The organism is Krasilnikovia sp. M28-CT-15, from assembly GCF_047159595.1.
In the GTDB taxonomy this organism is placed as follows: Bacteria; Actinomycetota; Actinomycetes; order Mycobacteriales; family Micromonosporaceae; genus Actinoplanes.
Window position 1 is genome coordinate 5,970,794 of record NZ_BAAGAK010000001.1, and the last position, 22,154, is coordinate 5,992,947.

At 72.9% G+C, this 22,154-nt stretch carries 19 protein-coding genes; 9 read left to right on the forward strand and 10 right to left on the reverse strand.

Annotated elements, in window-relative coordinates; genetic code table 11:
• Positions 1–84 precede the first annotated feature (84 nt).
• Positions 85–681 carry an antibiotic biosynthesis monooxygenase gene (locus tag ACMCNO_RS27340; protein WP_412752318.1) on the reverse strand — a complete coding sequence of 199 codons (597 nt, stop codon included), beginning with the start codon at positions 679–681 and terminating at the stop codon, positions 85–87.
• 321 nt (positions 682–1,002) lie between these two features.
• Between ACMCNO_RS27340 and ACMCNO_RS27345 the strand changes: the two genes are divergently transcribed.
• The 4 genes from ACMCNO_RS27345 (at position 1,003) to ACMCNO_RS27360 (ending at position 5,021) form a co-directional block, all read left to right on the forward strand.
• Positions 1,003–1,962 (forward strand): CDP-alcohol phosphatidyltransferase family protein, encoded by a 960-nt coding sequence (locus ACMCNO_RS27345; protein WP_412752319.1) that lies wholly within the window; start codon positions 1,003–1,005, stop codon positions 1,960–1,962.
• 93 nt (positions 1,963–2,055) lie between these two features.
• Entirely contained in the window at positions 2,056–3,759 is a 1,704-nt protein-coding gene (locus tag ACMCNO_RS27350) for a GMC oxidoreductase (RefSeq protein WP_412752320.1), read from the forward strand.
• Positions 3,760–4,056: 297 nt separating this feature from the next.
• Complete coding sequence (locus tag ACMCNO_RS27355; RefSeq protein WP_412752321.1) at positions 4,057–4,506, forward strand: helix-turn-helix domain-containing protein; 450 nt, start codon at positions 4,057–4,059, stop codon at positions 4,504–4,506.
• Positions 4,503–5,021, forward strand: coding sequence for a hypothetical protein (locus ACMCNO_RS27360; RefSeq protein WP_412752322.1), 519 nt, complete (start codon positions 4,503–4,505; stop codon positions 5,019–5,021). Before ACMCNO_RS27355 ends, ACMCNO_RS27360 begins: the two co-directional genes overlap by 4 nt.
• A gap of 12 nt (positions 5,022–5,033) precedes the next feature.
• On the opposite strand, the gene ACMCNO_RS27365 is transcribed toward ACMCNO_RS27360, so the two are convergent.
• The 4 genes from ACMCNO_RS27365 to ACMCNO_RS27380 are packed head-to-tail and all read right to left on the reverse strand — an operon-like array spanning position 5,034 to position 11,360.
• Positions 5,034–8,501, reverse strand: a complete 3,468-nt coding sequence (locus tag ACMCNO_RS27365) for an aminotransferase class I/II-fold pyridoxal phosphate-dependent enzyme (RefSeq protein ID WP_412752323.1) — start codon at positions 8,499–8,501, stop codon at positions 5,034–5,036.
• 36 nt (positions 8,502–8,537) lie between these two features.
• Positions 8,538–9,470, reverse strand: a complete 933-nt coding sequence (locus ACMCNO_RS27370) for an NAD-dependent epimerase/dehydratase family protein (RefSeq protein ID WP_412752324.1) — start codon at positions 9,468–9,470, stop codon at positions 8,538–8,540.
• Positions 9,467–10,645, reverse strand: a complete 1,179-nt coding sequence (locus ACMCNO_RS27375; RefSeq protein ID WP_412752325.1) for an MAB_1171c family putative transporter — start codon at positions 10,643–10,645, stop codon at positions 9,467–9,469. The genes ACMCNO_RS27370 and ACMCNO_RS27375 overlap by 4 nt, the downstream gene beginning before the upstream one ends.
• Before the next feature lie 25 nt (positions 10,646–10,670).
• The gene (locus ACMCNO_RS27380) at positions 10,671–11,360 is read right to left on the reverse strand and encodes a TetR/AcrR family transcriptional regulator (protein ID WP_412752326.1); all 690 of its coding nucleotides are present in this window, start codon (positions 11,358–11,360) and stop codon (positions 10,671–10,673) included.
• Positions 11,361–11,910: 550 nt separating this feature from the next.
• Between ACMCNO_RS27380 and ACMCNO_RS27385 the strand changes: the two genes are divergently transcribed.
• Positions 11,911–12,261 carry a histone-like nucleoid-structuring protein Lsr2 gene (locus ACMCNO_RS27385; protein ID WP_412752327.1) on the forward strand — a complete coding sequence of 117 codons (351 nt, stop codon included), beginning with the start codon at positions 11,911–11,913 and terminating at the stop codon, positions 12,259–12,261.
• A 70-nt stretch (positions 12,262–12,331) separates the two neighbouring features.
• A complete protein-coding gene (locus tag ACMCNO_RS27390) occupies positions 12,332–13,084 on the forward strand; it encodes an SDR family NAD(P)-dependent oxidoreductase (protein WP_412752328.1) in 753 nt (250 codons plus the stop codon).
• Positions 13,085–13,112: 28 nt separating this feature from the next.
• On the opposite strand, the gene ACMCNO_RS27395 is transcribed toward ACMCNO_RS27390, so the two are convergent.
• Positions 13,113–16,181 carry an EAL domain-containing protein gene (locus ACMCNO_RS27395; RefSeq protein ID WP_412752329.1) on the reverse strand — a complete coding sequence of 1,023 codons (3,069 nt, stop codon included), beginning with the start codon at positions 16,179–16,181 and terminating at the stop codon, positions 13,113–13,115.
• Between the two features lie 85 nt (positions 16,182–16,266).
• Between ACMCNO_RS27395 and ACMCNO_RS27400 the strand changes: the two genes are divergently transcribed.
• The gene (locus ACMCNO_RS27400; RefSeq protein ID WP_412752330.1) at positions 16,267–16,911 is read left to right on the forward strand and encodes a class I SAM-dependent methyltransferase; all 645 of its coding nucleotides are present in this window, start codon (positions 16,267–16,269) and stop codon (positions 16,909–16,911) included.
• 6 nt (positions 16,912–16,917) lie between these two features.
• On the opposite strand, the gene ACMCNO_RS27405 is transcribed toward ACMCNO_RS27400, so the two are convergent.
• The 3 genes from ACMCNO_RS27405 to ACMCNO_RS27415 all read right to left on the reverse strand — a co-directional run bounded on the left by ACMCNO_RS27405 (position 16,918) and on the right by ACMCNO_RS27415 (position 19,839).
• Positions 16,918–17,670 (reverse strand): ROK family protein, encoded by a 753-nt coding sequence (locus tag ACMCNO_RS27405; protein ID WP_412752331.1) that lies wholly within the window; start codon positions 17,668–17,670, stop codon positions 16,918–16,920.
• 40 nt (positions 17,671–17,710) lie between these two features.
• Positions 17,711–18,499, reverse strand: coding sequence for a dethiobiotin synthase (gene bioD / locus ACMCNO_RS27410; RefSeq protein WP_412752332.1), 789 nt, complete (start codon positions 18,497–18,499; stop codon positions 17,711–17,713).
• A 203-nt stretch (positions 18,500–18,702) separates the two neighbouring features.
• Complete coding sequence (locus tag ACMCNO_RS27415) at positions 18,703–19,839, reverse strand: 8-amino-7-oxononanoate synthase (RefSeq protein ID WP_412752333.1); 1,137 nt, start codon at positions 19,837–19,839, stop codon at positions 18,703–18,705.
• 79 nt (positions 19,840–19,918) lie between these two features.
• On the opposite strand from ACMCNO_RS27415, the gene bioB reads away from it, so the two are divergent.
• Both bioB and ACMCNO_RS27425 read left to right on the forward strand, forming a co-directional pair.
• Positions 19,919–20,914: a biotin synthase BioB gene (bioB, locus tag ACMCNO_RS27420; RefSeq protein WP_412752334.1), complete on the forward strand. Its 996-nt coding sequence runs from the start codon at positions 19,919–19,921 to the stop codon at positions 20,912–20,914.
• Positions 20,911–21,108: a hypothetical protein gene (locus tag ACMCNO_RS27425; RefSeq protein ID WP_412752335.1), complete on the forward strand. Its 198-nt coding sequence runs from the start codon at positions 20,911–20,913 to the stop codon at positions 21,106–21,108. The genes bioB and ACMCNO_RS27425 overlap by 4 nt, the downstream gene beginning before the upstream one ends.
• Before the next feature lie 10 nt (positions 21,109–21,118).
• On the opposite strand, the gene ACMCNO_RS27430 is transcribed toward ACMCNO_RS27425, so the two are convergent.
• Entirely contained in the window at positions 21,119–22,144 is a 1,026-nt protein-coding gene (locus tag ACMCNO_RS27430; protein WP_412752336.1) for a GNAT family N-acetyltransferase, read from the reverse strand.
• Positions 22,145–22,154: the final 10 nt, after the last annotated feature.

The window sequence follows — 22,154 nt, forward strand, 5'->3', positions numbered from 1 at the left end:
GAGCCGGTCCGCGCTCACCCGGCGGACCGAATCTCGGCGCTTTCGACGCGGCGCGTCAATGCCGCCGGGGTAGCGTTGCGCCCGTCAGCGCCGCCAGGGCGCCGGCCGTCCGTGCAGCCACCACTGCAGCGCACCGGTGACCCGCGGCAGCACCAGGTAGGTCATGATCGGGGTCAGGCACAGGGTGGTCACCACGGTCCGCAGCACGACGTGCTGGGCGGCGAGCAGCGGCCCGAGGGTCACCGCGGCCAGCAGGCTGAGCGGGAAGAAGCCCAGCCAGATGGCCACGGCCTGCTTCCATCGCGGCGGCGCGGCCGGTACGGCCGCCTCACCCACCGCCGGCACCTCACTCTCGCGCGGCGGGTCGAACCAGCCCTCGATCCCGGTACGGCGCTCCTCCCGGGTGTGCTCGACCATGCCCTGCGCCGAGGACAGCCACCAGCGCCGTTGCGCAGAGTCCTCCCAGGCGGACAGAGCGTCGCCGTCCGCGAAGCGGTACAGCATGTGCCACTCGCTCGAGCCGAGTTCGGGGCGGACCCAGCCCACCCCGAGGAAGCCGGGGAAGTCCTCGGCGAGCGTGGCGCCCGCGCGTACCCATGCCTGCATCTCGGCGGCGCGCGAAGGGTCGGCCCGGCGGGTGATCGCGACCGTGACGGCCGTGCGGGTCATGGTGTCGGGCATGGGAACAATCCTGCCCGGCCCCGCCGGCCGTGTGCCACGGCCCGGGAAAACTGTCAGCGGCGCCACTGTCCGGGCGGGCGTGCGGCGGGGCGGCCAGATCCGGAACGTCGTCGTCTTCCTCGCTCGCCGCGGGCAGGCTAATGTGTCGGCTTCACGGACATGGTGACCCCCGGCGGCACGGCAGGGCCACGGCAAGGGTCACCCAAAGTAACAATACGGTCACGCATTTCGGGGATTGGGGTACCCCGGGTCGGGGCATGCCTGCTTGTTCCACCAAAATCGAAGCAGGGGCCGGGTCGGCCGACACGGATGGGATGAGGCATGACGCAACGGTTACCGCTGCGGGAGATCCGCGAACGCACGTACAAGACGCGTGACGCGTGGTGGACCGTCCTGCTCGTGGACCCGTTGGCCGTCCGCCTGGTGCGGCTGATCGCCCCCTATCGGCGGATCACCCCGAACGTCCTGACCGGCATCGCCACCCTGATCGGGCTGGCCTCGGCCGCGTGCTTCGCGATGCAGGACCGGCCGTGGCTGGTGGCGGGCGCCCTGCTGTTCCACCTCAGCTTCGTGATCGACTGCATGGACGGCAAGATCGCCCGGCTCAACGGCACCGGCTCGCTCTTCGGCGCCTGGTACGACTTCGTCTTCGACCGGCTGCGCATGTTCGCCTGCACGGTCGCCCTGATGGGCGGCCAGTACGCGCGGACCGGCAAGCCGGTGTACCTCTGGATCCTGGTGGCGGTCACGTTCCTCGACCTGTTCCGCTACCTCAACGGCTCGCAGATGGCCAAGGTCCGCCGCGCGATGCGGGTCCAGCTGGACGAGGCCCGCGGCCTACCCCAGGCGGTCGACGCGCCCGGGCAGCCGGACCAGTGGCCGGACAACTGGCGCGCCCGGCTGCGCGCCATGCTGCGCCGGTACCGCATCCGCCCGCACCTGGTGAGCGGCATCGAGTTCGAGATGGCCGTGTGCATCATCGCGCCGCTGACCGGCTGGATCGTCGGCGTCCCGATCGTCGCCGGGGTCCTCCTGATGGGCTTCGAGTTCCTGCTGGTGGCCAAGCTGTGGCGGGCCACCCGGAAGTTCCCGCGCCAGCTCGCCGCCGCTCAGAGGGCGCGCGGCATCCGCACCACCGCCCCGGACGTGCCGGTGCCCCCGGCGGCCCGGGAGGGGGCGGCCCGGGAGGGGCACGTCCCGACCGCGGACGAGGCCCTGCAGGCCGTGGACGAGACCGCCGCGGACGAGAACGACGACCTGGAGTTCACCGCCCGAAGCTGATCCGGAACTCGCCGGTTGACTAACAAGACCCCCGAGGGGTGCACTTTCGACGGACCTAACGTCCGTTCATCCCGGGTGGTTGAGGAGGTTTCCGTGCCGGATTACGACGTCGTGGTCGTGGGCAGCGGTTTCGGGGGCAGCGTCGCGGCGCTGCGGCTGACCGAGAAGGGCTACCGGGTCGGCGTCCTGGAGGCGGGCCGCCGGTACACCCCGGCCACGCTGCCCAAGACGTCCTGGGACCTGCGCAACTTCCTCTGGGCGCCCCGGCTGGGCCTGCGCGGCATCCAGCGGATCACCCTGCTCAAGGACATCGTCGTGCTGTCCGCGGCAGGCGTCGGCGGCGGATCCCTGGTGTACGCGAACACCCTGTACCGGCCGCCGCGCACGTTCTTCGACGACGCGCAGTGGGCCGCCATCACGGACTGGGCGGGCGAACTGGACCCGCACTACGACCAGGCGTCGCGGATGCTGGGCGTCACCGAGCAGCCCTCGACCACCCCCTCCGATGTGGTGATACGGCAGGTCGCCGAGGAGATGGGGGTCGGTGACACGTACCGGCGTACCCCGGTGGGGGTGTTCTTCGGCGAGCCGGGCAGGACCGTGCCGGACCCGTTCTTCGGCGGGGCCGGGCCCGACCGTACGGGCTGCCTGGAATGCGGCGAATGCATGATCGGCTGTCGCCACGGCGCCAAGAACCGGCTGGACCTCAACTACCTGCACCTGGCGGAGCGGGGCGGGGCGACCATCCACCCGGACACCACCGTCACCGCGCTGCGGCCGGTCGCCGACGGATGGGTGGTGCAGGCGGGCAGGCAGACGTTCCGCTGCGGCCAGGTGGTGCTGGCGGCCGGGGCGCTGGGCACCCAGCGGCTGCTGCACGCGATGCGCGACAGCGGAGTGCTGCCGGAGGTCTCGCCGAGGCTGGGTGCGCTGACCCGGACCAACTCGGAGGCGCTGCTCGGGGCGATGACGAGCGCCGTACCCGAGGAGCCGTTCTCCCGGGGCGTCGCGATCACGTCGAGCTTCCACCCGGATGCCGACACCCACATCGAGCCGGTCCGCTACGGCGCCGGCAGCAACGCCATGGGCCTGCTCAGCACGCTGCTGGTGGACGGCGGCGGCCGGATGCCACGCCCGCTGCGCTTCCTGGGCCAGGCCCTGCGCCATCCGGGGCAGCTGCTGCGCTCGCTGTCGGTGCGGCGCTGGAGCGAGCGGACCATCATCGCCCTGGTCATGCAGACTGTGGACAATTCGCTGACGGTACGGCGGACCCGCCGTGGCCGCCTGACCACGGTCCCCGGTCACGGCCCGGCGAACCCGACGTGGATCCCGGTGGGCCACGAGGCGGTCCGGCGGATGGCGGCCCGGATCGGCGGTTACCCCGGCGGCACGGTCGGTGACATCTTCGACGTCCCGATGACCGCGCACATCCTGGGCGGCGCGACCATCGGGGCGTCACCGCGGACCGGGGTGATCGACCCCTACCACCGGGTGTACGGATACCCGGGCCTGCACGTGGTGGACGGTGCCGCGGTCCCGGCGAATCTCGGGGTGAACCCGTCGCTGACCATCACCGCGCTGGCGGAACGGGCACTGTCGCTGTGGCCGAACGCGGGTGAGGCGGATCCGCGCCCGGCGCCGGGCGAGCCGTACGCCCGCCTGGACCCGGTCGAGCCGCACCGTCCCGCGGTGCCGGCGCACGCCCCGGGAGCGCTGCGGCTGCCCTGGCCCCGCCGGGCCGGGGAGGCGTCGCCGGATGGGACGGACGGTCCGCTGCCGGCGATCCCCGGCGCCTGATCCTGGAAGATCGCGCGTGCGGCAAGGCTGACGAGGCCTTGCCGCACGTCGCCCCGACCTGCCCACGCGAAGGCAGACACGTCGCCCCCCGTTGGACGAAGGACGTCAGGTTTTCCTCGCACCAGCGACGTGTGCCGTCAGTTAATCAGATGACCGCCAGATTAGCCAACAGCTAATGCAAACCCGGTGAATCGCCCAGGAGTCGCCTTCCACCAAGCCATCGGCTAGGATCGGGGCTTCAGAGTTAACTGGCAGCAAACTGAGCTGCAGCAATTCCACGGGATCTGGAGGTCAGCCGTGTCCGAGCCGCCACGGCCCAGCCTGGCCCGCCGCCTCGACAACCTCTTCACGTCCGCCCGCCCGCAGGGCAAGCAGTGGACGAACGTCGAGGTAGCCAACGAACTCAAACGCGCCTCGCCCGACCTCAAGGTCGGTGCGGTCTATCTCTCCCAGCTGCGCAACGGCAAGCGGAGCAACCCGTCACCGGAGCTGCTGGCCGCGCTCGCCCGCTTCTTCGGCGTCTCGGTGGCCTACTTCTTCGACGACGAGGTGGCCGATTCCGTCCAGGATGAGCTCGCCGCGCTGCAGGCGATGCGCAACGCGGGCGTCCGGGCGGTGGCGATGCGCGCGGCCGGGATGCGCGCGGACAACCTCCAGGCGATCACCGCCATCATGGATCAGTACCGGCAGATGCAGGGCCTGCCCGCCATTCCCGACGAGCCCGCCGCTCCCCGGGAGCAGGGGTGAGCACCGCCGGGCGGCACGAGCAACTGATGCGGCTGCGTGCGGCCGGCGCGCGGCGCATCGTCGACCTCGGCCTCACCACCTACCCCGATATCGACGCGCTCTGCCGGCACGTGAGCGAGCTGCGGGAGCGTCCGATCGTTCTGGTGCCGGTGAAGCTGCGCGCCTCCGACCCGTGCGGCATGTGGGTCGTCGGCCGCAACGAAGACCTCGTGTTCTACGACATGGACACCACCGGGGCGCACCAGGAGCACATCATCATGCACGAGCTCGGCCACATCATCAGCTGCCACCGTGGATCGGGTCTGTTGGACGACGCGAGCGCCCGCCTGCTCTTCCCCAACCTCGACCCGGCCCTCGTGCGCGACATGCTGATGCGGGCCACGTACGACGACGTGCAGGAGCAGGAGGCCGAGGTGATCGCGTACCTGCTCTCCCAGCGGATCCTGCCGCACCACGGCCCGGCCGAACGCGCCCCGGACAGCGCGCTCGACCGGATCGCCCGGATCCTGGGCTAACCGGATCCTGGGCTAATGGGCGAGCGCCGCGACGGCGGAGCCCAGCTCGGCGGCGAGGATCGCCACCGTCGTACGGATCTGCTGCTCCGTGTGGTCGCTGGTGACGAAGAAGCGCAGCCGCGTCTCGCTCTCGGCCACCCCCGGGTGCAGGATCGGATCGACCACGATCCCCCGCTCGAAGAGCCGGGTCGCCAGTTCCAGGGTGCGGTTCGAGTCACCGACGATGCACGGCACGATCGGGCTGTCGTGACTCGGTCCGGTGTGCACCCCGGCCGCACGGGCCAGCTCGAGCAGGAGCGCGGAGTTGCGCCGCAGCGCCGCGAGCCGCTCCGGTTCGGCGGCCGCGATCCGCACCGCCGCGAGCGCGGCCGCCGCGTTGGCGGGCGTCAGGCCGACACTGTAGACGAACCCCGGCAGCGTGTAGCGCAGCCACCGGATCGTCCGCGCCGACCCGGCCAGGTAGCCGCCACAGCTGGCGAACGACTTGGACAGCGTGCCCATCCACAGATCCACGCCGCTGCGGTCGACGTCGAAATGCTCGCCGACGCCGCCACCCCGCGGACCGATCGTGCCGATGCTGTGCGCCTCGTCCACCATCAGCAGCGCCCCGAAGCGCCGCTTCAGGTCGATCAGTGCGGGCAGATTCGCCAGGTCACCGTCCATGCTGTAGAGGCCCTCGACCACGACGAGCACCCGGCGGAACCGCGAGCGGGTACGCCGCAGCAGGTGCTCCAGCTCGTCCACGTCGTTGTGCGCGAACGGCCGCCGGGTCGCCCCGGACAGCATGCATCCCTGCAGGATGCTGTCGTGCGCGAGCGCGTCGTGCAGGATCAGGTCCCCCGGGCCGACCAGGTGGCCGATCGCGCTGACGTTCGTGGCATGGCCACTGACCAGGGTCAGGCAGTCCTCGGTCCGCAGCAGGTCCGCCAGGGCCCGCTCCAGCTCGATGGTGAGCGGGCGCTCGCCGGACAGCAGCCGGCTGCCCGACACCGACGTCCCGTAGCGGTCGACCGCCTCGGCTACCGCCGCGTTGACCCGCGGATGCCCGGACAGGCCGAGATAGTTGTAGCTGCTGAACGAGACCAGCTCACGGCCCGCGACCGTGGTGACGTTGCGCATGACCCCCTGATGCACCCGGAAGTACGGGTTCGGCAGGCCGAGCTGCTCCAGCTGCCGCAGGCGCTGCTCCATGGCGTGGACCTCCGGCAGGACCTCCACGCTGGCGGTGCCCGCGGGCCACTGCCCCACGCCCCGGGAGTCCACCGGGACCGGCTCGTCTCCGGTACGCGGCGCGGGCACGGCCGCCGGGCGGCCCGGGGCGCCGGTCAGCTCCAGCAGCTCGGCGACCGTCAGGTCGCGGGTGAGCAGGTCGATCCGCGCCGCCGCACCGGGCAGATCGGCGCGCAGCGCGGCCTCCAGGTCCGTGAGCATCAGCGAATCCAGCCCGAGATCCGCGCTCAGGTGCAGGTGCCGGTGCAGGTCGTCCGGTGGCAGGGCGCTGATGCGCGAGATCCGTTCCAGGACGGCCGGCACGCCGACCGCCGCGTCCGGACCGCTGTCGGGCGCCGCCGCGATGTCCACGGCGGAGACGTCGCGGGGTGCCTGCCGTCGGCTGTCGTTCACGAGCCAGTGCCGCTGGGGGCGCAGCGGGCTGGCCGGCAGCGTGCACAGCTCGGTGTCCGCGGGCAGCAGCCGCAGGCCCGGCGTCTCGGCGATCCGCTTCAGCAGCGGCTCCTCGCCGGTGGCGAGGGACAGGGCGGCCAGGTCGAGCGTTTCGTCCGGGCCGTCGGCCGTGTCGGGCACGCTGCCGCTGTAGACACCCGCGGCGAGCCGGCCGTCGTGCCCGGCCGCGAGCGCGGCCGCGGCGGCGGTCAGCCGTTCGACCGCCTCGGCGGACGTGGCGGCCAGGACGACGAGCCGCTCGCCGAGCAGGTGCCGATGGGCCAGCGTGTTCGCGACGGTGGCCGGGTCGAGCCCGTCAGCGCCGATCGCCGCGGCCACCGCACCCGCGTGCCGGGCCAGGCCCGCCCGGTCCCGGCCGGTCAACACCAGCAGCGACGCGGCCGGCACCGCAGCACCGGCGACGGCCGGCGGGCGGGAGGCCGACCGGCGTGTGCGGGCCGGTGCTTCTTCGAGGACGAGGTGCGTGTTCGTGCCGCCGAATCCGAAGGCGCTCACGCCGGCCCGGCGCGGTCCCGACGGTGGCCGGTCCCACGCGACGAGTTCCGTCGGCACCGTCAGCCCGGCCGACGCCAGGTCGAGCCGGGACGCGGGCTGGAAGTCCGGCTGCGGCACGATGACGCCGTACCGCAGCATCAGCGTCGTCTTGATCAGCCCCGCGATGCCCGCCGCGGCCAGCGAATGGCCCACCACGGCCTTGACCGCACCGAGCCACGCCTGCCCGGCACGGCCGTGCCGCAGCTCGCGCAGCGCCGCCAGCTCCACCTGATCGCCGATGCCGGTGGCCGTGCCGTGCGCCTCCAGATAGCCGACGTCGCCGTCCGGCACACCGGCGTCCGAGTACGCGCGGCGCAGCGCCAGCAGCTGCCCGGCGGCCTGCGGGGTCAGCCCGCCGGGGACCCAGCCGTCGTTGCCGAGGCCCATCCCGCGGATCACCGCGTAGACACGGTCGCCGTCGGCCGTCGCGTCCTCGAGGCGTTTCAGGATGACCACCCCGGCGGCCTCGGCGGGCACGAAGCCGTCGGCCCGTTCGTCGAAGGCGCGGCAGGTGCCGGTGGGGGACACCCCGCCGATCCGGGACAGCCCGATGTAGAGATCCGGGGTGAGCAGCAGCTGCGCGCCCCCGGCCACCACCATCCGGGAACGCCCGGACCGCAGTGCCTGCACGCCGTTGGACACGGCGGTCAGGACGCTGGAGCACGCCGCGTCCAGGGCGTAGCTCTCGCCGTGCAGGTCGAAGATCGAGCTGATCGAGCCCGGTCCGAAACTGAGCAGCGAGCCGGACACCGAGGTGCCGCGCAGCCGTTCGACCGCCGCGCCCGCCGCGGCCCAGTCCGGATCGGAGGGAGCGATCCCGAACTCCCCGCCGACCAGCTGGCGCAGGCGCAGGTTGGTCGCGGTGATGTCACGGAAGCCGTTCTCGGCCATCCCCATGATCACCGAGACGTCGGTGCGGTCGAATCCGCGGCTCTCCAGGCCGGCGTCCTGCAGCGCCGCGCGGGTCAGGTCGATGAGCAGGCGGTGCTGCGGATCCATGGCCCGGGCCCGGAACGGCGGGACCCGGTAGTGACCCGCGTCGAACTGCTCGATGTCGGCGAGGGTCGCGATCCGGTCCGCGTACGCGCCGTGCGGGTCACGCGGGTCCTCGGTGAGGAACGCCTCGTGCCGCCACCGGCTGGCGGGCACCGGCGTGAACTGCGGACTCGGCGCCCGCAACAGGCGCCAGTACTCGTTGAGATCGGCGGCCCCGGGAAACCGGCAGGCCATCCCCACAATGGCCACGCGTGTGTCTGACGGCATGGTCGACTAGCCCTCCCCCGTACGTAGCAACCCGTTCTACTTCGCGCGCTCCCGCCACCACCGCACCGTGGCCTCCACCTGGTCGGGAAGCGGTGTGGGGGTCAGCTCGAACCGTGTGGTGCAGGCGGTCGAGTCGACGATGAACGGGCGCTCGAACTGATACCCGACCTCGCCCAGCTCCCGGATGAACGGGGAGAACGCTCCGAGGACCCGCACCAGCGCGGGCGGCATCCGGCGTACCTCGACGGCCGGGGTCCCGGCGGCCTCGGACAGCTTGGTCACCATGGCCCGGATGGTCTGTGGTGGCACGTTCGGCACGTGCCACGGCCGTCCCCAGGCGCTCTCGGCGCCACCGAGCCGGATCAGGGTGCGGGCCACGTCGGGCAGGTAGGTCCAGCTGTGCGGCATCGCGGGGTCGCCGAGCACCCGGACGGTGCGGCCCCGCAGCAGCGCGGGCACCGCCCGGCCGGCGAGGTGGCCGCCGTCGGTCACCCCGGGACCGAAGAAGTCCGACGCCCGCACCTCGACCACCCGGATGCGGCCCTGCTGGTGCAGGCCCAGGGCGTCCTGCCACAGCTGTGCCCGGGTGCGCCCCTTGCGCCCGGTGGCGGCCAACGGCAGGTCCTCGGTCATCGGACGCTCGACCGGACCGTACCCGTAGAGGTTGCTGAGCAGGACCAGCACCGCGCCGCTCGCCTCGGCCGCGGCGGTCACCCCGGCGGCCAGCGCCGGGAAGTCCTGCGCCCACCGCGGGTACGGCGGCGCGGCGCACTGGTAGAGCACACTGGCGCCCTTGGCCGCCTCGGTGAGCCGGCCCGCGTCGGCGGCGTCCACCTGGACGAACTCGATGCCCGGCTCGGCCGGCCGCGCCGTGCGACTCGCCACCCGGACCTGATGGCCCTCGTCAGCGAGCGCGCGGGCGGTGGCCGCCCCCGCCGGTCCGTAGCCGATGACCAGATGCAGACTCATGTCCCCTTCTCCCCGTCCGGGCGGCCGGCACCGAGCCGGACGAACGTGCGTGAAACCTGGCGCAGCCAGCGCACCTCGGCATCCAAGGTGCCCGCCTGCTGCCCGGGCGGCCCGGCCGCGACGACCTCGAGCTCGGGTGCCCGCCCGGACTGCTTGGCCAGCAACGCGCGGCGCAGGCGCGCCGCCTCGATGTCCGGCAGCCGGCCGTCGAGCGCGTCGGCCTCCGGCGAGCGCGGGCCGGACAGACCGTCCGGCTCATCCATGTACGGTCGCAGCGCCCGCCACCCGTCCCGGATCTCGATGACCCGGCGGTGCAGCCGGTACGGCAGGTCGGACAACGACCGGCCGGGCGGTTCCAGAGAGATTCCCGGCGAGGCCAGATAGAGCGCGTGCCACAGCGGATACAACGCGCGATAGGCCGCGTAATCGCGCAGCCAGCGCCGCAGGTCGTCGATTCGGGGCCCCCAGGACTGCATGGTCAGCCCGACGTTGAGCGTGACGATGCCGAATGCGCTGAGCACGGCGGGCGCCACGGCCCACGCCCCGACGTCGACGCCGCCGGTGCTGAGCAGGATGTTCGCCACCCGGGCCAGGCAGTAGCCGAGCAGCAGCAGGGCGGCCGCCGCCAGCACGCGCAGCGCCCGTCGCAGCCAGCCCGCTTCGGCCAGCCGGGAGAACGGCACGCACTGCCGCACGATGGTGAAGCAGGGCAGCGCCTGGGACAGCATGAAGGTCAACAGGTAGGCGACGATCAGCGGGCGGCCGCTGCCGGTGTTCAGCTCGGTGGCCGCCGCCTGGTCGATCCGGGCGACCACGAACAGGGCCACCAGGATGACCTCCACGGCGACTCCGTACGCCGCCCACCTGGCCACCCGGCGCCGCGCATCAGCGAGCGAGGAGGTCCACAGCAGCATCAGCACCTCCGCGCTGACGCAGTACGCCACGGCGAACAGATGCATCAGCAGGATCGCCAGGTTGCCGACGCCGAACAGCCGGTCGGTGCTCAGCGCGACGACACCCATGGTGAACGTCAGGCACTGCAACGCCAGCACCAGGATCAGGCTGCGGTAGGCGAGGTCCGCGCGGGACCGGCGGAACTGCCCGATCTTGAAGCCGAACGCCACATAGGACGACAGCGCGGAGATCGCGAAGCCGAGCGTACGGATGAGATTCATCAGCGCGCCTGGACGAGCACCGGGGTCAGCCCGGCAGCGGAACGTCGAGGCCGACGGCCTCGGCCGCCACCGCCACCCCGAAGTCGAAGAACGCCGCCTGGTCCCGCACGCTGTCGTGGGTGCGGCTGAGCACGTTGAAGCTCAGCAGCCCGATCAGGCCGCTCCACAGGACGATGCCGCGTTCGAGCAGTTCCGAGTACGGCGCCGGGGGCAGCTGGCCGAAGACGGCGACCGCCTCGTCGCGGATCAGGGGCGCGGCCAGCAGCGTGCGCGACGGGGGCCGCAGGGCACCGGCCACCAGGGCGTCGTGCACGATCCGGGCCAGGACCGCGGGGGTACGCGAGGCCGGCGGCACGGTCTCCGGCGGGGCGTCGTAGCCGGGCACCGGGGAGCCGTAGATCAACGAGAACTCGGTCAGGTTGGCCGCCGCCCAGCCGCGCAGTGCACGGGCCACGGCAAGCAGACGCGCCCCGGGCTCCAGGCCCGCTTTTCCGGCGGCCGTGTCCGCCTCCTCCATCGCCGCCCCGGACGCGTTGTACGCGTCGACAATCAGCGCGGTCAACAGGTCGTCCCTCGTCCGGAAATGCTCACGCACCTCGCTGGCCGTCAGCGACAGCTCGTCGGCCAGGGCGTCGGGCGAGAGTCCCGGGGCGCCATCGCTCGCCAGGCGTCCGCGAGCCCTGCGGAGAATGCATTGGCGGATGTCATCAGACATGCGGGCGAGAGTACACGGGAGTGTCATTAGTAAATACACCCGGGATGTTTGACGAAGATGAACGACAGATGTCGCGCCACCATGGACCCACGTCGGCGCTGGAGAGACCTCGCGGCCCGTCCGACCACAGGGGATGACCAGCCTCAGGCCGATCGGATGACCCTGTCCGCCACCGCGTCAGACGGCAGGACCGGAGCCACATTCCGGGGTTGCCGGCCGCCGGTCACGGCCTCCCCCGGATGGCGTGGGCGCTGATCCTCCGGAGTGAGTGCCCGGCGGGCACCGCGACGTGAACAGGCCCTTTGCCATCCTTCCCCACCTGCCGATCCGCACCCGCCCCGGGTCCACCGAAGTAAGAAACAAGACATGCGGAAGCGACAATTTGCATTGTCGCGAACGGGCGGACAGAATGGCACGAGCACAAATTCGTGGGAGGCGGTCCGCGGCCCGGCATGGTCCGGGTTTTCCCGGCACGTCGCGGGTTTCTCCGTGGCGGTGCGGGGCGCGGATTGCGGTTACCCAATGACACCGGTTCGGGAGCGACCACATCATGGCCAAGCAGGTAATCACCCTTCTCACGGACGATCTCGACGGCGGCGAAGCGGACCGGACGGTCGAATTCGGGCTGGACGGTGTCAACTACACCATCGACCTGTCGGAAAAGAACGCGGGGAAGCTGCGCAAGGCGCTGGACCCGTTCCTGGGTGCCGCCACCCGCGTGGGGCGCAGCGGTAACGAGTCGCGGGCCGCCGGTCGGCGTGGTGCCGCCACCACCACCGGCCGGGCGAGCCGCGACCAGAATCAGGCGATCCGTGAGTGGGCCGCCGGCAACGGGTACGAGGTCTCCGATCGCGGGCGCATCCCGGGCAGCGTCGTGGAGGCGTACCGCAACCGGCGATAGATTGGTGCAAACGCCGGAATAGCGGCGCCGCCGGGACCGGGGGCGCCGCTATTCACGAAAGGGGTCGGGCATGCCGGTCGTAATCGTCACGGGGGCGTCGAGCGGCATCGGCCGCGCCACCGCGATCCGATTCGGAAAGGACGGCTGGACCGTCGTGCTGGCCGCCCGCCGCGCGACGGAATTGTCCGAGACGGCCGCCGCGGTGGAGGCCGCGGGTGGCACCGCGGTCGTCGTGCCCACGGACGTCCGCCAGCCGGAGGCTCTCGACGCCCTGGCCGAGCAGGCGGCCGCGATCACCGGCCGGATCGACGCGGTGGTCAACAACGCGGGCCTGGGCGGGGGCGCGTCGATCCTCACCGACGACCCGACCGTCACCGCCATGGTCGAGGTCAATCTGCTCGGCCCGCTCCGGCTGATGCGGGCGGTCGTGCCGCGCATGCGGGCCCAGGGCGGCGGCGCCATCGTCAACATCGGATCGGTCGCGGGCGAGATCGGGCTCAGCGGCACGTACTCGGCGACCAAGTTCGCCCTGCGCGGCCTGACCGATTCCGTGCGCCGCGAACTGGCCGGCACGGGGATCGGCGTGACCCTGGTCGAACCGGGCTACATCGCCACCCCGCTCAACGAGGGCCGCAAGGGACTGCCGGGTCCGGAGGTGGTGGCGGACGCGGTGGCCGGTGCGGTACGCCGCCCCCGGCGCCGCATCGTCGTACCCGCCCGCTACCGCGCGGCCATCGTGCTGGCGAACGTGCTGCCCATGGTGGCCGACCGTGCCCTCGCGGGCCGGGTCGCGCCGAAGGACTCCCCGGCGGCGCCGCGCTGATCCATCCGTCGCTGGCTGGGATGTCCGGTCAGGCGGCGACGGCGCGGCTGTCGGTGAGCCAGCTCAGCGCCTCGGTGGGGCCGACCGGGCTGGAGAAGTAGTAGCCCTGGCCCAGCGGGCAGCCCAGCCGCTGCAGGATGTCCCGGTGGCTGGCGTCCTCGATGCCCTCGGCCACCACGGTCAGGTTCAGCGTCTGCGCCAGGCTGACGATGCCGGAGACCAGGGCCAGCTGCTGCTCGCTGCCGACCATGTCGTCGATGAACGTCTTGTCGATCTTGAGTACGTCGATCGGCCGCTGACGCAGGTAACCCAGTGAGGAGTAGCCCGTACCGAAATCGTCGATGGCAATGCGCACCCCGAGGTCCTGCAGCACCGCCAGATCGGCCCAGATCTCCTCGTCGTCGCGCATCAACAGGGTCTCGGTGATCTCCAGCATGAGCGCCTGCGGCGGCACCCCCGCGTAGTCCAGCGACGCCCGCACCTGGTCCACGAAGCCCTTCTGGCGGAACTGACGCACGGAGACGTTGACGCTGACGTACGGCTGGCGGGCCCGCGGCAGCACCCGCCGCCACTGGGCGACCGTGTGCAACGCCTCGTCGAGAACCCACCGGCCCATCGGGATGATCAGCCCGCTCTCCTCGGCGACCTCGATGAACTGGTCCGGGGCGATGACACCGCGGGCCGGGTGGTGCCAGCGCACCAGTGCCTCGAAGCCGGCCGCCTCATCGGTGTTCAGGTCCACGATGGGCTGGTACTGCAACAGGAAATGCCCCTCGTTGACCGCGTGGTCCAACGCGGACCGCAGCTCCAGGCGCTCCACCATCGCGCCGTGCAGGTGGGTCTGGTAGCGCCGCCACCGGTTCTTGCCGGCGCCCTTCGCCACGTAGAGCGCGAGATCCGCCTGGCGCAGCAGCTCGTCGGCGTTGTCCGCCTCGGGGGTGGTGGTGATGCCGATGCTGGCCACGGCCTGCAACGGCTCACCGTCCACCAGGATCGGTTCGGCCAGGGCCGCGAGGATCCGTTCGGCGGCCTCCTCGACCGCGGCCGGGTCCTGCACGTTCTCGATGAGCGCGGCGAACTCGTCACCGCCGAGGCGGGCCGCGGTGTCGTCGGCGCGCAACGCCCCGCCGATCCGCTGGGCCACCGCAACAAGCAACTGGTCGCCGACCGCATGCCCCAGCGTGTCGTTGACGACCTTGAAGTCGTCCAGGTCGATGAAGAGCACACCGACCAGCGTGCCGTCCCGGGTGCCCCGGGCCAGCGCGTGCTCCAGCCGGTCCGCGAACAGCACCCGGTTCGCCAACCCGGTCAGCGAGTCGTGGAACGCCTGATGGGTCAGGTCGCGCTCGAGCCGGCGACGCTCCGTGACGTCGCGCAACGTGATGACCAGACCGGACACGGTCTGATCCGCGCGCAGGTCGCGGACGTGCATTTCCAGCATCAGTTCGCTGTCGTGGCGCCCCAGCGCCCGGAAGTCGATCCCCTGCGCCGGACCGCGCCCGAACCGGACCCCGGCCAGCACCTCGTGCAGCCGGTCCCGGTCCGCCGGGTTGATGATGTCCGGCAGCCGCACCCCCACCGGGTCACCGCCGAGCACCGGCCGGGCGGACGGGCTGGCGTACCGGACCCGGTCCTCCTCGTCGACGATCAAGATCACGTCGGAGGTGTTCTGCACCAGCGTCCGGAAGTACGTCTCGCTGTTGCGCCGGATGACCTCCTCGCTGAGCGCGATCCGCTCCATGGCGAGCGCCACCTGGGTGGCCAGCACCTCCAGGGAACGTTGCAGGCCCACCAGCGCCCACGCGGGTCCCCCCACGTGCAGCACCCCCACCAGGGGGTCCCCGGTCGGGCGGTCCTGCAGCACCAGCGGGCAGCGCAGCACCATCTTGTACTGGTTGAGCCGGACCGCCGCGGCCCAGTCCACGTCGCGGGTCGGCAGCAGCCGGGCCGACGTACCGGAGGCCCGGTCCTCCGCGGCCTGCGCCGCCGCCTCCGCGCTCAGTGACTCCCCCGGCTCGGCGACCGCCATCGCCAGCACCACCCGGTGCGGCACGTCCGGCAGCAGCTGGGCGACCGCCCGGCGGGTCGCGTCGGCCACCTCGTCGGCGTCGGTCGCGGACACCAGGTCGGCGGACGCCTCCCGCAGCCCCCGCTCCCGGGCGGTGGCCAGTCGCTGACTACCCATGATCCCGGCGGTACGCGCCAGCACCAGCAGGAACGTCAGCCCGCACAGCACCGCCACCACGGACAGGTCGAGCGGACGGCCCTTCAGCCCGACCTGCACCAGCAGCACCGCGGGACCCACCAGCGACGCCACGCCCAGCAGCAGCAGCCGCTTGCGGTCCAGGTCGGCCGGGGGCGTCGCGGCCGGCTGGGTCAGCGCGTGCATCGAGCCGTGCAGCGCCGCCAGGCCGATCGCCGCGTACAACGGCAGACGGCCGAACGTGGAGAGCGCGGCCAGCACGTGCTCCAGCCCTGGCACGCTGTGCGCGAGATCCACCACCAGCATGGCGAACACGCCGGCGACCAGCACGAACCCGGCCGGCACGCGACGGTTGGACACCGTCCAGAGCCGGGTCAGCGCGGCCAGCAGCAGCAGATCACCGATCGGGTAGCCGATCGCAAGCAGGTCGGCGGTCGAGGTCAGGTCGGCATCGCGCAGTTGCGGGCTCAGGACGAAGGTCCACGAGAGCAACGCGGCGCCCGCGGTCACGGTCAGCGCGTCGATCAGGCCGCCACGGTCCCGGCTGCCGCCGGTGCGGTAGCGCACGAACATCACCAGCGCGCCCGCCAGCGTGGGGTAGACCGCCAGCAGCGCCAACGTCACGGCCGGGGCGAGAAGCGGCACCGACTGCACGGCCAAGGGCACGTCGTGCACGGTCTTGCCGACCGCGGACAGCGCCACCGCGAGGGCGAGCAGCTGCCAGGGCCCGGTCCGGGCGGGACGGCGCCGCCGCATCCCGAACAGGACCGCGACCACGGTCGCGAAGCCGGCGGCCAGCCGGATCGGATCCTGCCATGCCGGTAGCAGCCAGAAGGCCGCGCCCTGCGCCGCCATCCACACGCCGAAGAGGGCGGCCGCCACACGCGTCGGCATGCTCCTCCTCCTGTCGGCTGTGAGAACCGCTGTCACCTGATCGGCCCCCCGGCCGGTCAGCTGAGGAAAGGGGGACAATCGTGGCGTGCTGTCATCCCCCGATTTCGTCCGTACCCACACCCGGCTGGCGCCCGTGCCGTTCGTGCCGGAGCTGGTCCTGCACCAGGCCGACGAGCCGATCGAGCTGTGGGAACGGACGGAGGAGGGCGGCGTCCAGCAGCCGCCCCCGTTCTGGGCGTTCGCCTGGGCGGGCGGGCAGGCGCTGGCCCGGCACGTGCTGGACCGTCCCGCGCTGGTCGGCGGCCGCAGCGTGCTGGACCTGGCCACCGGCTCCGGGCTGGTCGCGATCGCCGCCGCCCGGGCCGGGGCCGGGCCGGTGGCCGCGAACGACATCGACCCGCTGTCGGTGGCCGCCGCCGCGGTCAACGCCGCCGCGAACGGGGTCGCGGTGGACCCGGTCGAAGCAGACCTGCTGGACACCGAGGACGGGTACGCGCTGGCGGACGTGATCCTGGCCGGGGACGTGTTCTACAGCCGCACCATGGCGGCCCGGTTCCTGCCGTTCCTGCGGCGGGCCGCCGCCCGAGGCGCCCTGGTGCTGGTGGGTGACCCGGGGCGGGCCTACCTGCCGACCGAGGCGCTGACCCGCTGCGCCACGTACGACGTGCCGGTGCCCGCCGAGCTGGAGACCGTCACGGTCCGGCACACCACGGTGTGGCAGCTGCGCTGAGGCCGGTCAGCCCGTGCCGAGCGTCCAGGCGCGGACCCCGCCGAGGATGCCGGCCGTGTTCGGCACCACCACCACGTCGTCGCCCATCCGGGCGAGCTGGGTCGGCGTGATCAGCCGGGAGTTTCCGCCGCCCAGATACAGGCGGTCCCACCGGAACACCGGCCGCAGCCCGTCGACCACGTTGCGGACCCGCCGGGACCACAACGCGTCGCCCAACCGCCGCCGTTCGTGCTCCCCGATGTACGTGTCGTAGCTCATCCCCCACCGCACCGGGGCCTGCGACATCTCCAGGTGCGGGGCCAGCGCGCCGCCGTCGAACAGCGCGCAACCCAGCCCCGTGCCCAGCGTCAGCACCAGCTCGCATCCGGTGCCCGCCACGACCCCCGCGCCGTGCACCTCCGCGTCGTTGAGCACCAACGTCGGCAGCCCGAACGCTTCGGCCAGCGCGGTCCGCGCGTCGAAGCCCTGCCACGCGTCGGCCAGCTCCGGATCCACCTTCGTCCGGGGGCCGCTGCGCGTGATGTAGTGCGGTGTCGCCACCACCACGCCGTGGCGCAGCATGCCCGGCATGCCGACGGTCACCCGGTCGGCCGTGGGCAGCCCACCGGCGAGCCCCACGAGCGTCTTGACGAACAGGTCCGGCGGCAGCGGGTACGGCGTGGGCACCCGCACCGGGTGGGCGCGCATCGTGCCCGCCTCGTCCAGCACGGAGCCCTTGATGCCACCGCCGCCGCAGTCGATCGTCAGCGTGAAGGCCACCCCTGGAGTCTGCCTCACCGCCCAGCGCCCCGCGCGTGCGTCAGCGGACCTCGTCGGCCCAGACCCGCCAGTCGTCCAGCACGCCGTACAGGGCCGGGGTGAGCCAGCCCGGCGCGGAACGGCGGAACACTCCGGGGTCCATCCCGCCCGCCCCGTCGGGCAGCGCACCCACCAGGTGCGGCAGCAGTTCGCTGAGATTCGCCCAGTGCACCAGCTCCGGCTCGGCGGGCCAGGCGCCCAGCACCACGGCGGCGGGGATGCCGCGACGTTCCAGTGCCTCCAGGGTCAGCGCGGTGTGGTTCAGGGTGCCCAGGCCCGCGCGGGCCACCACGATGGTGCTGACCCCGAGCGCGGTGGCCAGGTCCGCCACCGTCCAGGGGGCCCCGGACGGGCGCACCCCCATCGGCACGAGCAGGCCCCCGGCGCCTTCGACGAGGACCAGGTCGTGCCGCTTCGCCTCGGCCCGGACCGCGTCGACGACCTCGTACAGCTCCAGCGGGGGCTGCGCCGCCACCCGGGCCGCGGCCAGCGGGGCGAGGGGCTCCGGGTACGACGCCAGGGTGCGTGTGGTGTGCGGGGCGGCGAGCCGGTTGACCACGTCGATGTCGGTGGGCGCGCCGGTCGCCGTACCGGTCTGGCCGGGTTTGATGACGGCCACCCGCAGGCCGGCGGCCTGGGCTGCGGCGGCGACCGCGGAGGTGACCACGGTCTTGCCCACGTCGGTGTCCGTGCCGGTGACGAGCACGATCCCGCGCCACTCCCCCGCCTCGGCGGGTCGCGCCGCGGGTGCGCCGGCCGTCGCGGGCGCGGGCGATACCGGCGCCGCCATCGACGTTTCCGCTCTCTCGGGCACGGCCGGGTCGACAGGCACAACCGGGTCGACAGGCACGGCCGGGGAGACCGGCACAACCGGGTCGACAGGCACAACCGGGTCGACAGGCACGGCCGGGGACACCGGCACCGCTGGAGAGACAGGAACGACCGGGGACTCGGGCATGGTGAAGGAGGCGGGCTCGGCTGGCTGCTCGACCGTCACGGGGCGCACTCCACGATCACGTCCAGGGCGCGGGCGAAGTCCATATCGGACACCCCGGCACTGAGGGTCAGTCGTAGCCGGGAGGAACCGTCCGGAGTGGACGGTGGCCGGAAGCAGCCTACCGCGATCCCCCGGTCGCGACAGTCCGCGGCCCAGGCGAGCGCCGCCTCGGGGCCCGGCGCCGTCACGGACAGCACCGCCCCGGCGGGTCGGCGCACCGCGAACCCGGCCGCGCCGAGCCGCCGCACGGTCCGCTCGGCGCGGGCCGCCAGCAGCGCCCGCCGATCGTCCGCGGCACGCGCGATCCGCAGCGCCGCGTGCGCCCCGGCGGCGACCGCGGGCGGCACGGCGGTGTCATAGATGAACGTACGGCCGGTGTCGACGAGGTGGCGCACGAGCTGCCGGGGGCCCGCGATCACCCCGCCCGCGCCACCGAGCGACTTGGACAGGGTGGCGGTGACCACCACGTCCGGCGCACCGGCCAGACCCGCGGCGGCGACCCCGCCCGCGCCCTGCGGCCCCAGCACCCCGAGCGCGTGCGCGTCGTCCACCAGCAGCAGCGCGCCCCGCGCGGCGGTCACCTCGTGCAGTGCCGCCAGCGGGCCCAGGTCACCGTCCACCGAGAACACCGACTCGGTGACCACGACGGCGGGGCGCCCGGGCGCGGCGTCGAGCACCGCCGCGACCGCGGCCGGATCCCCGTGCGGCGCCACCACGGTCTCGGCGCCGGACATCTTGCAGCCGTCGATGAGCGACGCGTGGTTGTACGCGTCGGACACCACCAGTGTCTGCCTGTCGGCGACCGCCCGGACCGCGCCGAGGTTGGCGAGGTAACCCGACGAGTACACGAGGGCCTGCTCCGCCCCGAGCCAACCGGCCAGGTCCTGCTCCAGCGCGGCATGCGCCTCGGTGGAGCCGCGCACCAGCCGCGACCCGGTGGCCCCCAGCCCGTACGCGGACAGTGCCTCGGCCGCCGCCGCGACGACCTCGGGGTGGCGGGCGAGGCCCAGGTAGTCGTTGCCGGCCAGGTCGACGACGTCGTCGTCGGCCGCGCGGGGGCGCAGCTCGCGGGTGAGTCCGGCCTTGGCCCGGCTGCGGGCCAGGCGCTCCAACGCCGTCAACCAGGCCGCCACAACCAACCCCACATTCCGCCGGCCACACCACCGACGACGGCGAAACTATCAGGAGCTCGTGGCCTTGTAGGGTACGGGCATGGCAGAGATCCTTGATCGGGCACGCGCCCAGGTGCTGGCGGACGGCGTCGGGTTGAACCCCGCCGATGTGCTGGAGGTCCTGCGTCTGCCCGACGGGGATCTGCCCGCGCTGCTCCAGCTCGCGCACGAGGTGCGGATGCGCTGGTGCGGGCCCGAGGTCGAGGTCGAGGGCATCGTGTCGCTCAAGACCGGCGGCTGCCCGGAGGACTGCCACTTCTGCTCCCAGTCCGGCCTGTTCACCTCCCCGGTGCGCGCGGTGTGGCTGGACATCCCGGCGCTGGTCGAGGCGGCGAAGCAGACGGCCGCCACGGGCGCCACCGAGTTCTGCATCGTGGCCGCGGTGCGCGGGCCGGACAAGCGGTTGATGACGCAGCTGCGCGAGGGTGTGGCGGCCATCAAGGCCGAGGTGGACATCCAGGTCGCGGCGAGTGTCGGCATGCTCACCCAGGAGCAGGTCGACGAACTGGTCGAGATGGGTGTACACCGGTACAACCACAACCTGGAGACCTGCAAGTCGTACTTCCCCAACGTGGTCACCACGCACACGTGGGAGGAGCGCTGGGACACGCTGCGGATGGTGCGCGACTCCGGCATGGAGGTGTGCTGCGGCGGCATCCTCGGCCTCGGCGAGACCGTCGAGCAGCGCGCCGAGTTCGCGGGCCAGCTGGCCGAGCTGGACCCGCACGAGGTCCCGCTGAACTTCCTCAACCCCCGCCCCGGCACCCCTTTGGGGGACCAGCCGGTGGTCGAGGGCAAGGACGCGCTGCGGGCGATAGCCGCGTTCCGGCTGGCGATGCCGCGCACGATCCTGCGGTACGCGGGCGGGCGCGAGATCACCCTCGGCGACCTCGGCACCCGCGAGGGCCTGCTGGGCGGCATCAACGCGGTGATCGTCGGCAACTACCTGACCACGCTGGGGCGCCCGGCGACCGAGGATCTGGCCCTGCTGGAGGACCTCAAGATGCCGGTCAAGGCCCTGTCCTCGACGCTGTGAGCGCCGCCGTGACCGCGGTGTGGTGCGACCGGTGCGGCGAGGCCGCCGATTCCGGCGGCCACGCCACGTGCCGGCTGGCACGGGAGCTGGAACCGCCGCGCTTCTGCCCCCAGTGCCGCCGCCGGATGAAGGTGCAGATCCTCCCGGCCGGCTGGACGGCAACCTGCGTCGAGCACGGGGTCCGGCGCTCCTGACGGGCCCGCGCTACGCGATGGCCCGCACCCGGCCCGAGACCGGCAGCGTCACGCTGGTCATGGGCCCGTCGCGGTCGGTGCGTCCCGGCCCGATCCGGCGCAGCGTACGCAACATCGCCGCGTTGTCGGCGCCCGTGTGCGCCACGACCGCCGCGAACCCGGACCGCTGCGCGTACGCCAGCAGGCGGCGCAACAGCGCCGTGCCGATGCCACGCCGCTGCCAGCCGTCCTCCACCAGCAGGGCCACCTCCCCGAGCTCCCCCTCGGCCAGCAGGCTGGCCATGGCGATCACCCGAGCGGTGTGCAGATCCACGGCCAGCAGGGTGATCCCCCCGGCCGGTTCGAGCAGTCGGTGCAGCCGCGGGTCGGCGGGGGCACCACCCAGGTACCGGCGCTGCAGGGAGGCCGCCGAGGCCCGCTGGTGCAGGTCACGCACGGCGTCGGCGTCGTCGTTCCCGGCCGGGCGGACCAGCAGCTCGGCGCCGTCGGGCAACAGCAGCGTGGTGTGCTCGGCGTGCTGGCGCAGCGCGGCGCCGGACACCTCGACCAGCGCCTGAGCCCGGGCGTACTCGGCCGGGGTGAACTCCGGCGCGCGCCGCCGCAGCTCGTACGCCCCGCCGATCGGGTCGAGCAGGGTCATCCGGCTGCAGTCGAAGCCCGGTCCGGTCTCCGGCTCGGGCCGCCACCGCACCTCGTCCGCGTCGAGCAGGGCGACCAGCCCCTCGCCCAGGGAATCCGGGTCGTGCACCAGCCGCCCGGCCAGCGCCAGCGCCCGGGTCGGCTGGTCCGCGAGGCCCTGGGCCTCGGCCCGCGCCACGAACACGTCCCGGCCACGCCCGCGCTCGACCGCGGCCAGCATGTCTGATTCCGACAGATTGTCGGGGGCGTCGACGAGGAAGTCGTCGACCGCTCCCGCCTCGGTCGTGTGCACGTGGACGGCGAGGATGTTGACCGACCGCAGCGCGAGGCTCGCGGTCAGGACCGACAGGTAGCCCGGGCGGTCGTCAACCGTCGCGCGGATCCGCCACAGCGCCATGTGGGGCACT